Source organism: Pseudarthrobacter woesei (assembly GCF_055412745.1).
The window spans coordinates 68,476-82,640 of sequence record NZ_JBVAYU010000012.1; the positions used below are offsets into that span (position 1 = coordinate 68,476).

The following is a 14,165-nucleotide window of genomic DNA, read 5'->3' on the forward strand; positions in this document are numbered from 1 at the left end:
AATCCGCACGGAGTGCACTTTCAAGATCGCGTCACTACGCGTTTCCTGCACCCGGGTGGATTCCCTCATCCGCTATAGACACCGGCCAGTCAAATTCGAAGGGATTGGAATTGAAGATTCATCCAGATGCACACGAGGGTGCCGTCCACGTCATGGGCCTCTCGGTTCCTTTCCATGACACGCTTGCACCGGAGGACTCCCGGGACACTGTGGTCCTGGTCCACGGAACGGGCGGAAGCGCCAAGACTCATTTCCGCACCCTCTTTCCCATGCTTGCCGCCCGGTACCGTGTCCTGGCCGTTGACCTGCAGAGCCCCGACGGGGAACTGACCCTCGGTGGGTTGTCGGAGCAGGTCGCCGCCGTCATCGACCAGCGCGCTCCAGCACAGCCGGTCCATGTCGTCGGCTACTCCCTGGGCGCCCTGGTCGCGGCCGACCTCGCCGCTTCCCGCCCCGAAAGCGTGTCCAGCCTGACCCTGGTGGCCGGCTGGGTCAGGGCCGACACCCAGCAAAGGCTTCGCAACCGTATCTGGAAGCGGCTCTTCGAGTCGGACCAGGACCTCCTGCGGGAATTCGTCACCTGGACAGTTTATGGACACCCTTTCCTTGCCGGCCGCGGCGACGCCGACATCCAGGCCCTGGTTGCTGCCCGCACCTTCCCGGACGGGATCGCCGGGCAGATGCAGCTCAACGCCGTCGCCGATCTGAGCGGCAGGCTTGCAGCTATCACCGCCCCGTCCTTGGTCATCGCCGGCGCCCACGACCAGATGGTGCCGGCCCGGCAGACCCAGCTCCTCTTCGGAGGACTTCCCAACGCCCGCTACGCGGTCATCGACAGTGGTCACGCCGTCCCGCAGGAGCGCCCGGCCCAGCTGTTCCAGCTGATCAACGAATTCGTAACGGACCCCGCCGCTGCTCCTGCGGGCGGGATCCGGGAAGCACTCTTTGTCTAGCCTTTCGGGACCAGCACACAACAACACACACATTGGAGGAACAGTGGAAAGTACCCCTATGGGACATCCCGCGTCCGGTTCGCCGGTCGATGTCATCATCGTCGGCACCGGCTTCGGAGGCCTCGGCATGGGCTCGAAACTGGCCCGCGAGGGCGAGCGGTCATTCATCATTCTTGAACGGGCGGAGGACGTGGGCGGAACCTGGCGTGACAACCACTATCCCGGCGCCGCCTGCGACGTGCCGTCTCTGCTGTACTCGTTTTCCTTCCGCCCCAACCCTGAGTGGTCCCGGATGTTCGCCCCCCAACAGGAAATCCTGAACTACCTGCGCAGCGTCGCCCGGGAAGAGAACCTCCTTGAACGGATCGTGTTCGGCGCCGAACTGACCGATGCCCGCTGGGATGAGGGGGAAGCGCTGTGGAAAGTGAGCACCCCCAAGGGTGAGTTTGCAGCCAAAACCCTGGTGACCGCCGTCGGGCATCTGTCCGAGCCAAAGATGCCCGACATCGAGGGACTGGGTGACTTCTCCGGCGAAGTGTTCCACTCAGCCCAATGGAATGACGGGATTGATCTGACGGGCAAACGGGTGGGCATCATCGGCTCGGGAGCCACGGCCGTCCAGGTCCTGCCTGAAGTGGCAAAGATCGCCGGGGAGGTCGTTGTGTTCCAGCGCTCCGCCCCGTACGTGACGCCGCGTCCGGACCGGTCCTACACCGACGAGGAAAAGGGCCTTTTCCGCAAAATGCCCGAGGTGATGCAGGAACTGCGCGAGGAAATGTTCTGGTCCAACGAGGAGCGCTACGCCCAGCGGCGGGGCACCCCGACGCTGGTCAACGCCGCAGCCCAGGTTGCCCTGGACCATCTGCACCGGCAGGTTGAGGATCCGGAACTGCGCCGCAAGCTGACCCCGGACTACACGTTCGGCTGCAAGCGGGTCCTGAAGTCCAGCCATTACTACTCCACGTTCACGCAGGACCACGTCCGCCTGGAAACCGGCGGCGTCACGCGTATGGAGGGCAACCGTGTCCTCGGCGGGGACGGGGGCAGCCACGAACTGGACGTCATCATTGCCTGCACCGGTTTTGAAGCGACGGATCTGCCCATTGCCTACCGTATCTTCGGCCGCGACGGCCAGCCGCTCAGTGAACGCTGGGCCAACGGCATGCAGGCCTACGCCACCACGGCCGTGCACGGGTTCCCGAACCTGTGGATCATCAACGGGCCGAACACCGGGCTGGGCCACAACTCCGCCGTCTACATCGCCGAGGCACAGATCGACTACATCATGGGTGCGGTGAACTTCCGCGATCAGGCCGCGGTGCCGGCACTGGAGGTGAGCAGGGAAGCGGAGGATGCCTTCATGGACCGTGTGGACCAGCTGGCGCAGGGCACTGTATGGCTCGACGGCGGCTGCAGCAGCTGGTACGTTGACCACCGCAACGGGCGGCTGACCACCCTGTGGCCGGAACCGGCCTATACCTTCCGCCAGGTCAACGCACCCTTTGACCCTGAACCCTATCTGGCCGGAGCCCCGGACGAAGCCCGGGAAAAAGCCCTTGCCGGAATGCGCTAACTGCCCCACGGGAAGACTGCCTGAGAAGAAGGCCGCCTCCCGTTCAACGAAGAACGGAGAAAGCATGAGTAAGCAGCACCACCGAACAGCCGTCGTTACCGGCGCGGCCGGGGGCATCGGCCGCAGCATCGTGGAGTCATTCCTGGCCAGCGGGGACCGGGTGATCGCCGTGGATGCCTCGGAGTCCGCACTGGCCGGCCTCCGGGCGGACCTGGATCCGCAGGGCGGATCCCTGCAGATAATGCACTGCGACGTCACCGAGCCCGGCGACTGGAAGCGGATCGCCGAGGCGGTGGAGGCCACCCCGGAAACACCTGCCGTGCTGGTCAACAATGCCGGCATCTCCCCGAAACGGGATGGACAAAAGATCCCTGGTGATGAAGTCCCCCTGGACGAGTGGACGAGCGTTCTGTCAGTGAACCTCACGGGCCCGTTCCTGGGTATCCAGGCGCTGGTACCGCACATGAAGAACACCGGCTTCGGCAGGATCGTCAACATGTCCTCCCTGGCAGGACGTGATGGCGGCAGGCTCGGCGGCGTCCACTACGCCGCGACCAAAACGGGCCTGCTGGGCCTGACCCGCTCCTTCGCCCGGGAACTGGCACCATACGGCATCACCGTCAACGCCATCGCACCCGGACGGATCGACGCCGGCATGGCCGCCGGCGTCTCCGATGAAGTCAACCAGAACTATCTCAGCCGCATCCCGGTAGGCCGGCTGGGGCATGCCAGTGATGTCGCCCAGGCCGTCCAATACCTGGCCGCGGCCGAAAACGGCTTCGTCACGGGCGTCACGGTTGACGTCAACGGAGGGTCGTACATGGGATGAGATTCCAATCCTTGAATCCTCCGAAGACGGGCGGGAGAGGGGCGGGCCGGCTTCCGGGGCCGGACAGGCTGCTGGGCAAGGTGGTACTGGTCACTGGCGGTGCCGGAGGTATCGCCGCGGCCACGGCCCAGCGCCTGGCCGCCGCAGGAGCATTCGTATCCCTCGTTGACCGCGACCAGCCAGCCCTGGACCAGTTCGTTGCCCGGCTGGGTGACGGCCACCTGGCCACGGCAGCGGACGTGACGGACCTCGTGTCCTTACAGACTGCGGCCCAACGGACAGTGGAGCACTTCGGTCGGCTGGACATCGTCTTTGCCTGCGCCGGGATCGGCAGTGCCTCCACCGTAGCCGCTTCCAGCGCCGAGGACCTGCTGCGGATCGTCGACGTCAATCTTGGCGGAGTGATCAGGACCGTCAAGGCTACTCTGGAGGAGGTCACCGCAAATCGGGGCTATTACCTACTCATGAGTTCGGCTGCCGCGTTGAAGAATGTTCCGCGGGCTAACGCGTATGCCGCCTCCAAGGCGGGCGTGGAGGCCTTCGGCGGGGCGCTGCGGCTGGAACTGGCCCATAAGGGCGTTGACGTGGGCGTCGCGCATCCGGCATGGGTGAGCACCGGCATGATTTCCGGGGCGGGAAGCCGGGCCGGGGAGAGCCGCTCCCTTCCGTGGCCCTTCAGCGTGGTGTCCAGCACGGACACCTGCGCCGACCTGCTCGTCGGCGCGATGGCCGCGAGGCAGCGCAAGGTATTCGTCCCGCGCAGCCTGGCCCTGATGGATCCTCTGCGGTGGCTCTCAACGGGGCCGCTGTGGGACGCCTTCATGAAACCCCGGGCGGCGCTGAGCGTCTCCCGGCTCGAGTCCGCATCTCGCAATGAATGATTAAAATCACCCGTGGTAGTTGTGCCCGGGATCACATTCCTGTTTACTGAGAGGACACTCCTTGCGGAGTGCACTCTCAACTTCAGCCCGAAACCATCAGAGGTTACCTTGAACAAGACTCGCGTGTTCTCCGCTGCCGTCACTGTCGCCGGCCTTGCCCTTACCGTTACTGCCTGCTCCGGTGTTTCCAAAGCATCGACCGAGAGCTACCCGACCAAGTCCATTACGTTCGTCATGCCATACGCTGCGGGAGGTCCATCCGACACGACAGCCCGTGCCTACGGGGCCTGCCTCGGAAAGCTGCTGGGCGGCACCTTCGTGGTGGAGAACCTTGACAGTGGAGCAGGTGCAGTGGCCATGCAAAAGCTGGCCGGCGCCAAGCCCGACGGCTACACCGTAGGCCTTAGCACCAACGGGCCTATGGTCCTGAACCCGATGAGCAACGACCTGGCCTACTCCCAGGACGATTTCCAGGCCCTCGGCACCATGGCAGCGATCCCCACCCTTTTCGCTGTGCCAAAGGACTCCTCCTACAAGAGCCTGCAGGAGCTGTTCGACGCCGCCAAGGCGAACCCGGGGAAGATCTCCGTCGGTGTTCCCGGGGCCACCAGTTCGTTGGCCGTTGAACTCAAGCGCCTGCAGAAGGAGAGCGGCATTGAGTTCGCCCTGGTTCCCACCTCCGGCAGCGCCGAACTCATCACCAACCTGCTGGGCGGCCATATCGACGCCGGATTCGTCAACGACTACGTCGACGTTGAGGCCCAGGTGAAGGACGGCGCCATCGTCCCGCTCGCTGCTGCCGGTGAAGCGCGCTCTGAGGCCTTCCCCGACGCTCCCACGACCAAGGAGGCCGGCTTCGACGTCAAGACCACCTCGGTCTACGGACTCTTCGCCCCCAAGGGCCTGCCGCAGAACGTGTCCGACAAGCTCGAAGACGGTATCGAAACCTGCAGCAAGGACGCCAAGGTCATCAGCCAGATCGGGGACCGGTTCGTGCCGAACAGCTTCTCCGACGCAGGAGCGACCAAGCAGGTCTTCGCTGACATGCGCACCCGCTACGAGCCCCTCCTGGCGAAGTAAAAAACAAAGACTCAACCGCCGGCCATGACGGCTGGCACGAAGAAGGGTGAACCCATGGTTTCCTCTCCCGTGGAAGCGGCCGCCGAAATCCGGGAACCGGGAAGGCCCCGCACCGGCGCCCTGCGCTGGCAGCGCAGAATCGCTCCGCTCGTCCTGCTCGCACTGGGCCTCGGGGCGGCGTCCGGGTCATGGCAGTTGAAGCTGGGCACCCTGCACAATCCTGCCCCGGGCCTCTGGCCGTTCGTCATCTCGCTGGCCATCATCCTCGGCGCCGCGGCACTGATCGTGTGGCCGGGACATGAGCCGCTGGAGGCCTGGGGCCGCAGGAGCGTGTCGGTAATGGCCGGCATCGCCAGCCTTGCCGCGTTCGTGGTGCTCTTCGAACTGATCGGCTTCTTCATCCCTGCCGTGTTGATGCTCCTGTTGTGGCTTCGCGTCTTCGGCCGGGAGTCGTGGCGCTGGACGGCAGTTTTCGCTGTGGCCGGCCCGGCAGTGCTTTACGTCATCTTCGACCGGCTTCTCGGCGTACCCTTCCCCGCCGACCTGGCGCTTGACGCCTTCGTCTAGAACGGACTCTGACATGGATATCCTGAGCAACCTCGGTGAAGGCTTCTCGGTCGCCTTAGACCCGGTGAACCTGCTGTTCGTCCTGATCGGGGTGGTGGTGGGGACCGCAATCGGTGTCCTGCCGGGCCTGGGCCCCACCGCGACGATTGCGCTGCTGCTGCCCATCACCTACACGATGGATCCGACCGCTTCGATCATCATGCTGGCCGGCATCTACTACGGGTCGATGTACGGGGGCACCATCACCTCCGTGCTGCTGCGCCTGCCGGGCGAGGCAGCCTCGGTGGTGACCACCTTCGACGGGTACCAGATGACCAAACAGGGCCGTGCCGGTGCGGCCTTGGGCATCGCCGCCATAGGTTCTTTCATCGGCGGCACCGTGGCCGTCATCGGCCTGACGTTCCTGGCCCCCGGGCTGGGCAAGATCGCCTTGTCGATGGGTCCGGCCGGCTTTGTTGCCCTCATGGTCATGGGCCTGTTCCTGGTCACGTCCCTGGGCACCGGATCCGCAATCAAGAGCGTGTGCATGGCCGCCGTCGGCCTGCTGTTATCCACGGTCGGGCAGGATCCGATCAACGGGTCGGCACGTTTCACGTTTGGTCAGGCGCCGCTGCTGAGCGGCCTGGACTTCGTGGCCGTGGCAATGGGCCTGTTCGGCGTCGCTGAACTCTTGCGATCCCTCGAGCAGACCGAAAAAGCCCAGATCATCAAAACCAAGATCAAGAACATCTGGCCTTCGCGGAAGGACATGAAGGACTCCGCCGGTGCCATCGGCCGAGGCTCGGTTCTCGGATTCTTTATCGGCATCCTTCCCGGCGGCGGTGGTGTCATCTCCTCCCTGGCCTCCTACGCGCTGGAGAAGCGCCGGGCCAAGGACCCCAGCCGGTTCGGCAAGGGCGCCATCGAAGGCGTGGCGGGACCGGAAACGGCGAACAACGCCTCCTCGACCACGGCGTTCATTCCGCTTCTGGTGCTTGGTATTCCCTCCAACGTGGTGCTGGCAATGATCTTCGGCGCCCTGCTGATGCACGGCATCACCCCGGGCCCGCGGCTGATGACCGATCACTCCGGACTCTTCTGGGGCGTAATCGCTTCGATGTACATCGGCAACCTGATGCTGCTCATCCTCAACATTCCGCTCGTGGGCATCTTCATCCAGCTGCTGCGCGTGCGCCAGGGCATCCTGGTCGCTTTTTCCCTGCTGATCGTGTTGATCGGCGTCTACTCGATCAACAACACGTCCTTTGACATGTGGATTGTGCTGGCCTTCGGCGTCCTGGGCTGGATCATGTCCAAGACAGGCTTCGACGCCGGCCCGCTGGTGCTGGCGTTCGTCCTGGGCCCGATCCTGGAGAAATCCTTCCGCCAGTCCATGCTGATTTCCGGCGGCAGCCTGGACATCTTCGTCACCGATCCGGCCGCGGCAATCATCTTCAGCCTGATCCTCGCCGGCATCGCCATCAAGGCCGTCAGCGGGTTCCGGCGCCGCATTGCCGGAACCAAGGCTTCCCCGGAATCACCGGTGGCGGAGGAGGAAGATCCGCAGGCTACGTCCGACGGCGGTGAGCCTGCAGCGCTCCTCGCGGCATCACCGGGACCGAGTGAGGGGGCGCCGGCTGCCCAGCATGCCGACAAGCAACAGAGCCCCACCGCCCGCTGATCGCCAAGGGAATGCCTCTTCGCGGGAACGGCAGAGCATCCAAGCCCAGGGCTGTCAGCAGACTACTTGTGCCGGTGCTCTGCCTGTGCGGCACAACCGTCACCCTCCAGCAGGCCACGGTCGTTCCCCTGCTTCCCGAGTTGCCGCGCCTGCTCGGAATCACCGTCGAGGACGCCTCCTGGATCCTCACGGCCACACTGCTGGCCAGCGCGGTGGCCACCCCGGTACTGAGCCGTTTGGCAGACATGGTGGGCAAGCGCCGGATCATGCTCGCCTGCCTGATCATGATGACCGTCGGCTCAGCATTGGCGGCGCTGGATCTGGGTTTTCCGGCCATGATCGCCGGCCGGGCGCTCCAAGGATCCGCAGCAGCGCTCGTGCCCGTGGGCATCAGCATCCTTCGGGAAGAGCTGCCCGGCACAAGACTTGCCCCGGCCGTCGCGATGATCAGCGCCACCCTGGGTTTCGGGAGCGCGCTGGGCCTTCCACTGGCCGGTGTGCTGTATGAGCTCCTCGGCTGGCAGTCCATCTTCTGGAGCGCCGCCGCAGCCGGCATCGTCCTGATCGCGTTGACGCCATTGGTGATGCCGAGATCTCGCGCGCGCACCCCGGGCAGGTTCGACTACGGGGGCGCCATCCTGCTCTCAATCGCCCTGACCGCGGCGCTACTTGCCTTGACCAAGGGCGGCACCTGGGGCTGGACCAGTGCACCAACGCTGATAGCGGCCGCAACCGCCGTCGTCGGCTTGGCAGTATGGGTTCCGGTCGAACTGAAAATCAGCCAGCCGATGCTCGATTTGCGAACCTCCGCCCGGAGGCCCGTGCTCCTGACCAACATGGTGGCGGTGCTCGTGGGTTACTCGATGTATTCCAACCTGCTCTCCACCACTCAGCAACTGCAGATGCCCGAGGCGGCCGGGTACGGGTTCGGCCTGAGCGTGATGGCCGCCGGTCTCTGCATGGTTCCCACCGGGCTGGCCATGATGATCATCAGTCCGGTGTCCGCCCTGGGCACCCGCCGCTACGGCGCCAAGACGGCCCTGATCATCGGCGCCCTTGTGTCTGCCGCCGGATACGCCGGCCGCCTCTTCCTGACCGAGGAGCTCTGGATGGTGATGCTGGGGGCCGCTGTCATCGGCACCGGCAATGCCATCGCCTATGCCGCGATGCCGACCCTGATCATGGGATCCGTCCCCATGACCGTTACCGCCGCTGCGAACGGCCTCAATGCCGTTCTGCGCATCATCGGAACGACAGTCGGCAGCGCAGCAGGAGCCGTGCTTCTGGCCTCCACCACCCTGACCCTTGAGGGAACAGAGCACCCGTCCTTCCGGGCCTTTGAACACATCTTCTGGATTGCCACCGCAGCAGCCCTTACTGCTGCGGTACTGGCAAGCTTCCTGCCCCGGCAACGCCCCACATCAACCGAGAACCTCGGACGGATCGATCGGGGCATCAGGGAAACAGCACCGGCAACCTAATACGGCGGCCGCGGCATACCAGTCCCACCCTGGGCGGGGAACATGTAGGTCAAACCATCCGGCACCCGGTCGGGTGCCCTCGAAATCAACGGAGGAATGATGACCATCGAGATGCAGAAAACCACCCGCCCCACCATGCGGGCCATCGCGTACACGGGTGCCGGCGGACGGGAGGTCGTGTCCGTCGTCGAGGAGCCCATCCCCACTCCGGGACCCGGCGAGGTCCTGATCCGGGTAGCCGCGGCCGGTATCAACCGGGCAGACCTAGTGCAGCGGGCCGGCAACTACCCGATGCCCCCGGGTGCTCCCGAGGGGCCGGGGTTGGAGGTTTCCGGGACGATTGAGGAGACCGGGGCCGGCGTCGACGATTGGGCGTTCGGCACATCCGTCTGCGCCTTGTTGATCGGCGGGGGCTATGCCGAATACGTGGTCGTCCCGGCGGGACAGATCGTTACCGTGCCTGACGGCGTCTCCCTCACCGATGCCGCCGGCCTGCCCGAGGTGGCTGCCACATGCTGGTCCAACCTGGTGATGCAGGCCGGGGTGAAGAGCGGGGAGTGGGTTCTCGTCCACGGCGGGACCGGCGGGGTCGGCTCCTTCGCCCTGCAGTTGCTGGCCGCGCTCGGGGCCCGGCCGCTGGCCACGGCCGGCAGTGCGGAGAAGGTCGAGCTGTGCCTCGAGATGGGCGCGGAGGCGGCCTTCAACCATCGCGAGGAGGACTTCGTCGAGCGCGTGAAAGATGTCACCGGCGGGCGAGGGGTAGATGTCATCCTCGACGTCGTCGGTGCGAAGTACCTCGAGAAGAATGTCGAGGCCTTGGCTCGGGGCGGGCGCATGGTTGTCATTGGCCTCCAAAGTGGTGCCGCCGGCACCCTGCCATTAAACCGGCTTATGGGCAAGAACGGCTGGGTGACCGGCACCCTGCTGCGCCCGCGTCCGGTCGAGGAGAAGAGCGAGATCATGCGTCAGGTCCAGGAGATCGTTTGGCCGTTGGTCAGCGCCGGAAGGATTCGCACGACAACGGACAGCACCTTCTCCCTAGACCGTGCCCTCGAAGCCCAGGATCGGTTCGAGGAAGCGGACCGGACCGGCAAGATCTTGCTGGTCACCGATGACCACGAATAGTGGCCACGGCGGTGGCATCCCCAGCGCCGGACGTTGACGAAACTCCGACGGCCCGCTGACGGCCCGGTCCGTTCGCCCCACGCCAGGCGCAGAAGGATGAAAAGCAGCTCGGCACCGGGTTGAAGCCCGCTGCCATGCCCGGTTCTCCTGGTCGCTCGACCGCTACTGGAAGTGGCCCGTGAGGTAGGGAAACCCGTTCAGATCCGCTGTGAGGGTCTGAACGGGTTGGCCTAGGAGTGCGCTGAATAATCTGCTGGGTTAAGGCGCGCCCGTGGGACTTTTGGATCTGGTGATTTATGACTGGTTTCATGCAGGGTCGCGAGGGTACTCATCGCGGGTATTTGGACGTGGAGGCGCTGGCCGGGGAGTTGTTGGTCCCGGGCAGCGTTTTCGCGTTCCTGGCCGATCATCGGGAGCGTTTTTTCCGGACTCGATGATGGAGGATCTTTCCCTTCGGGTCGGGGCCGCCCCTCGGTACCGGCGCCGGTGATCGGCTCGGTCCTGGTGCTTCAAGCGTTGCAGGGGCTCTCGGACCGGGAAACGGCGGAGGCGTTAACGTATGACCCCCGGTGGAAAGCCGCCTGTGGATATCGCCTGAACGAGACCGCGTTCCCCCCGACTACGTTGACGTATTGGCGTAAGCGGCTCGCGGCGAGTTCGGATCCGCACCGGGTCATGGGCGCGATCGCCGATGTCGTCGCGTCCACGGGTGTGCTCAAGGGCCACTGCCGTCGCGCTGTGGATTCGACGGTCCTCGATGACGCGGTGGCCCGGCAGGACACGGTCCCGCAGTTGATTGCCGCGGTCCGTCGGTTCGGCCGCGACGTGCCCGGCGGCAAGGAGCTGACCGCCGCTCATGCCACGGGTTATGACTACACCCGCACCGGCAAACCCGATATCGCCTGGGACGACGAGGAGGCCAGGAATGCCCTGGTGTCGGCCCTGGTCACGGACGCGATAGCCCTGCTGGCCGCGGTGAATCCGGACACTCTGGACGGTAAGGCAGCGGATGCGTACGCGCTGTTCGCGCTGGTGGCCGGGCAGGACGTCGAGCCCGCGGACGGCTCTGACGGCACCGACGGGCGGTTGCGGATCGCCCGGAAAGTCGCCCCGGACCGGGTGATCTCGACCGTCGACACGGACGCGAGGCATGCAACAGGACCCGGGAAGACCGCCGGGACGCTCCGGAATTGTCCGTCGTCGTCTCCGAATCCCTGAGCCTCAGCGAATTGCCGCTGGCGCTGCAGCTTGCCCGCCGTAACGTTGGGCCGGCCGGCGTGCATCAGGCGCCGCTGGCCGATCTCGCCGGCATTGTGCGGGGGTTGCACAGCCCGGGCCTGGTGGCAATGTGCCAGCGGCTGTTGGCCCCGTTGGCCTCCGACGGCGGCAGCGCGTTGCGGGAGACGTTCGATGCTTATCTGCGCCTCAGCGGGAATTCCGCGAAGATCTGCGAGGAGCTCTTCATCCACCGGAACACGCTCAGCTACAGGCTGCGGAAAATCGAGGAGCTCCTCAAACTGGATTTCTCCGACGGCGAAGTGCGCGCCACTTGCTTGCTCGCCTTGGGCATCGTCGCGGCATCGAAATGAGGTATCCCGCAGGGGAACCGTGCTCGGGAACTCGGGCTGAGGAACTTCAAGGTGACTATCATCCCGTGTTGCCTCGGGCGCTGCTTTCCCGCACGCACAGGTTCGGTTCCAGTCTGACGGGCTTGACGATTTCGCCGTCCAGCACGCGCTTCAGGAGTTGCACCGCTGTCCGCCCGATGTCCAGCATGGGCGAGCGGACGGAGGTCAGCGGGATGGGAAGCTCCGCGGCCAGCGAGGTGTCATTGAATCCAACTACCGCAACGTCGTCGCCAACAGTGAGGCCATGGGACCTTAGTGCTCCCATGGCACCGATTGCCGCAAAGTCATTGACAGCGAACAGCGCCGTCGGACGTGGGCGGCAGTGAGTCAGGATATTCTCAGCCGCTTCCCGTCCGCCGGCGGTATCGAAACGGGACCACACCACGGCCTTAATGGGGATTTTTCCGCCCAGTGAACGCCAGCGGTCCACGAAGCCGGCCGTCCGGTCAACAGCCGTGCTGGCGTAGGGCTCGCCGGCGATGACAGCGGCGTTCCGATGCCCCTGGCTCCACAGGTGGTCGGCCACAAGCTCGCCTCCAAGGACGTCGTCGCAGGTGGCAGACGGGTAGCCGGGGACGCGGCGGTTCATGAGCACGAACGGCACCTTCCGGGCTGACAACTCCCGCAACAGGCCACTGTCCAGATGTGCGTCACCTATGATCAGCCCGTCCACGCGCCGGGCCAGCATAGTGTCCGTCTTCCGTCGTTGTTCCTCCGGGTCGTCCCGGGAGTTCATAACAAACGTCGAATAGCCCAACTCCGCCGCGGCCTCGTCAATCCCCTCGTACATTATGGCCAGTACGAGGTCCGAAAGCCGGGGCACGATGACACCCAAGAGGTGGGTGCGCCGTGTCCGCAAACCGGCAGCCTGGGGGTCCGGGGAGTAGCCCCGCTTCCGGGCCAGATCACGCACGCGTTCGGCAGTTGCAACGGAGGCCGCGCTCCGCGCCACCTCGGAGTCAGAGTGAAGGATCCTGGACACGGTCGAGGGGTGGATGCCGAGCTCGCTCGCCAGATCCTTCAATGTCACCGTGCGTTCCCCGGCGGTGGTTTCTTCCATGCGTTTCCCTGCCTCAGCTCAAAAAGAAGACATCACCAAGACTGCCCGATAAAGTGCCGAGCTCTGGTTGGGGAGCCCTTGACGTGGCGCACCTCACATTCTATAGTCATTTTCACCACCAACCCAATCGATTGGGTTGGTGGGGCTCCGGTGCCAGACGGCGAAAAGTTATCTCCGTCGAAACACCGGAAGCGTCTTCGGGAAACATCGCAAAGGTACTTTTTATCCCATGACCCAATCGATTGGGTACGCATCTGGCAACAGATGCAGGACAAACGGAGTTCAAATGACTGTCACACAATTGGGCGCCCCCTACGTTGTGCTATTGGCGACCGGGGGAACCATTTCCTCCCGCTCGTCGAAGGCCGGGGGAGCCGCCGTGGCGGCGGACACGGGAGAGCAGGTGTTCGCCAGCCTGGGGGTTGCGGCCCCTCATCCGGTCCGCGTGGTCGATGTTCTCCGGAAGGGGTCGTACCTGCTGACGGTCGATGACATGATCGCCATCTGCGCCAGCATCAGGCAGGCGCTGGCCGACCCGCGCGTTCTGGGGGTCGTCGTCACCCACGGTACGGACACGATGGAGGAAACTGCGTACCTCGCGGACCTCACCCACGACGATCCCCGTCCCGTGGTGTTCACCGGAGCGCAGCAGGCGGCCGACTCCCGGATGCCGGATGGTCCCGGAAATCTGTCGCGCGCGATCTCCCTCGCCGGTTCCCCGCAGGCACGCCGGAAGGGCGTACTTCTGGCGTTTGCCGGGACGATCTTCCCGGCGGCAGGCGTCCGGAAGAGCCACACAACCCGGCTCGATGCCTTCGCCAACCCGGATTTCGGAACCGCAGGCTCGTTGTCCGACTCCGGCGAGGTCAGCATGCGCGCAGCACGGCCCGGCATTGTCCCGTTGCCGTTGCCGGGCGTCGGCGCCGGTTCGCCGCGTGTGGACCTTGTTGCTTCCTATCCCGGAGCGGATTCGACCCTCTTGCGGGCTTCCCTGCAGGCCGGGGCGGCAGGGGTTGTGCTCCAGGGAACGGGAACGGGCAACGCCAACCGCGCGCTGTGCCGGGACATCGCGGACGCTACCGCGGACGGCGTCGTGGTGGTGACAAGCACGCGGGTGGAGGCCGGCGCCGTCGTTCCCCGGTACGGCGACGGCGGAGGTGCCGATCTGCGCGCGGCCGGTGCGATACCTTCCGGGCTGCTCAGACCATCCCAGTCGCTGATCCTCCTGAGCCTTTTGCTCCGGCTGGACACCCCCGCGGCCCGCATTGCGGAAACCTTCGCCCGCCGGGGCACGCTCCCGCACTAGTTCCACCCCAAAACCAAAACCC

General features: G+C 65.2%; 12 protein-coding genes and 1 pseudogene. 12 read left to right on the forward strand and 1 reads right to left on the reverse strand.

Going from position 1 to position 14,165, the window contains the following annotated elements; translation table 11 throughout:
* Nucleotides 1-110: 110 nt before the first annotated feature.
* From ACZYZE_RS15655 to ACZYZE_RS15705, 11 genes and pseudogenes are all read left to right on the forward strand, one after another.
* Nucleotides 111-953 (forward strand): alpha/beta fold hydrolase, encoded by an 843-nt coding sequence (locus tag ACZYZE_RS15655; protein ID WP_463908718.1) that lies wholly within the window; start codon nt 111-113, stop codon nt 951-953.
* A 58-nt stretch (nt 954-1,011) separates the two neighbouring features.
* Entirely contained in the window at nt 1,012-2,526 is a 1,515-nt protein-coding gene (locus ACZYZE_RS15660; RefSeq protein ID WP_463908720.1) for a flavin-containing monooxygenase, read from the forward strand.
* Nucleotides 2,527-2,590: 64 nt separating this feature from the next.
* Entirely contained in the window at nt 2,591-3,355 is a 765-nt protein-coding gene (locus tag ACZYZE_RS15665) for an SDR family NAD(P)-dependent oxidoreductase (RefSeq protein ID WP_463908722.1), read from the forward strand.
* A gap of 11 nt (nt 3,356-3,366) precedes the next feature.
* Complete coding sequence (locus ACZYZE_RS15670) at nt 3,367-4,236, forward strand: SDR family NAD(P)-dependent oxidoreductase (protein ID WP_459319363.1); 870 nt, start codon at nt 3,367-3,369, stop codon at nt 4,234-4,236.
* Nucleotides 4,237-4,344: 108 nt separating this feature from the next.
* Nucleotides 4,345-5,316: a tripartite tricarboxylate transporter substrate binding protein gene (locus tag ACZYZE_RS15675; protein WP_463908724.1), complete on the forward strand. Its 972-nt coding sequence runs from the start codon at nt 4,345-4,347 to the stop codon at nt 5,314-5,316.
* 54 nt (nt 5,317-5,370) lie between these two features.
* Nucleotides 5,371-5,883 carry a tripartite tricarboxylate transporter TctB family protein gene (locus ACZYZE_RS15680; protein ID WP_463908726.1) on the forward strand — a complete coding sequence of 171 codons (513 nt, stop codon included), beginning with the start codon at nt 5,371-5,373 and terminating at the stop codon, nt 5,881-5,883.
* A gap of 13 nt (nt 5,884-5,896) precedes the next feature.
* Nucleotides 5,897-7,543, forward strand: coding sequence for a tripartite tricarboxylate transporter permease (locus tag ACZYZE_RS15685; RefSeq protein ID WP_463908728.1), 1,647 nt, complete (start codon nt 5,897-5,899; stop codon nt 7,541-7,543).
* A 68-nt stretch (nt 7,544-7,611) separates the two neighbouring features.
* A complete protein-coding gene (locus ACZYZE_RS15690) occupies nt 7,612-9,024 on the forward strand; it encodes an MFS transporter (protein WP_463908730.1) in 1,413 nt (470 codons plus the stop codon).
* 135 nt (nt 9,025-9,159) lie between these two features.
* Nucleotides 9,160-10,149: an NAD(P)H-quinone oxidoreductase gene (locus ACZYZE_RS15695; protein WP_463908771.1), complete on the forward strand. Its 990-nt coding sequence runs from the start codon at nt 9,160-9,162 to the stop codon at nt 10,147-10,149.
* 308 nt (nt 10,150-10,457) lie between these two features.
* Nucleotides 10,458-11,304, forward strand: a pseudogene (locus tag ACZYZE_RS15700) (transposase); the annotation flags it as partial.
* Between the two features lie 35 nt (nt 11,305-11,339).
* The gene (locus ACZYZE_RS15705) at nt 11,340-11,738 is read left to right on the forward strand and encodes a PucR family transcriptional regulator (protein WP_463908732.1); all 399 of its coding nucleotides are present in this window, start codon (nt 11,340-11,342) and stop codon (nt 11,736-11,738) included.
* A gap of 58 nt (nt 11,739-11,796) precedes the next feature.
* Here ACZYZE_RS15705 and ACZYZE_RS15710 read toward each other — a convergent pair whose 3' ends face one another.
* Nucleotides 11,797-12,837: a LacI family DNA-binding transcriptional regulator gene (locus ACZYZE_RS15710; RefSeq protein ID WP_463908734.1), complete on the reverse strand. Its 1,041-nt coding sequence runs from the start codon at nt 12,835-12,837 to the stop codon at nt 11,797-11,799.
* Between the two features lie 286 nt (nt 12,838-13,123).
* Here ACZYZE_RS15710 and ACZYZE_RS15715 point away from each other — a divergent pair, with 286 nt between their 5' ends.
* Nucleotides 13,124-14,143 carry an asparaginase gene (locus ACZYZE_RS15715; protein WP_459319357.1) on the forward strand — a complete coding sequence of 340 codons (1,020 nt, stop codon included), beginning with the start codon at nt 13,124-13,126 and terminating at the stop codon, nt 14,141-14,143.
* The last annotated feature ends 22 nt before the right edge of the window (nt 14,144-14,165 follow it).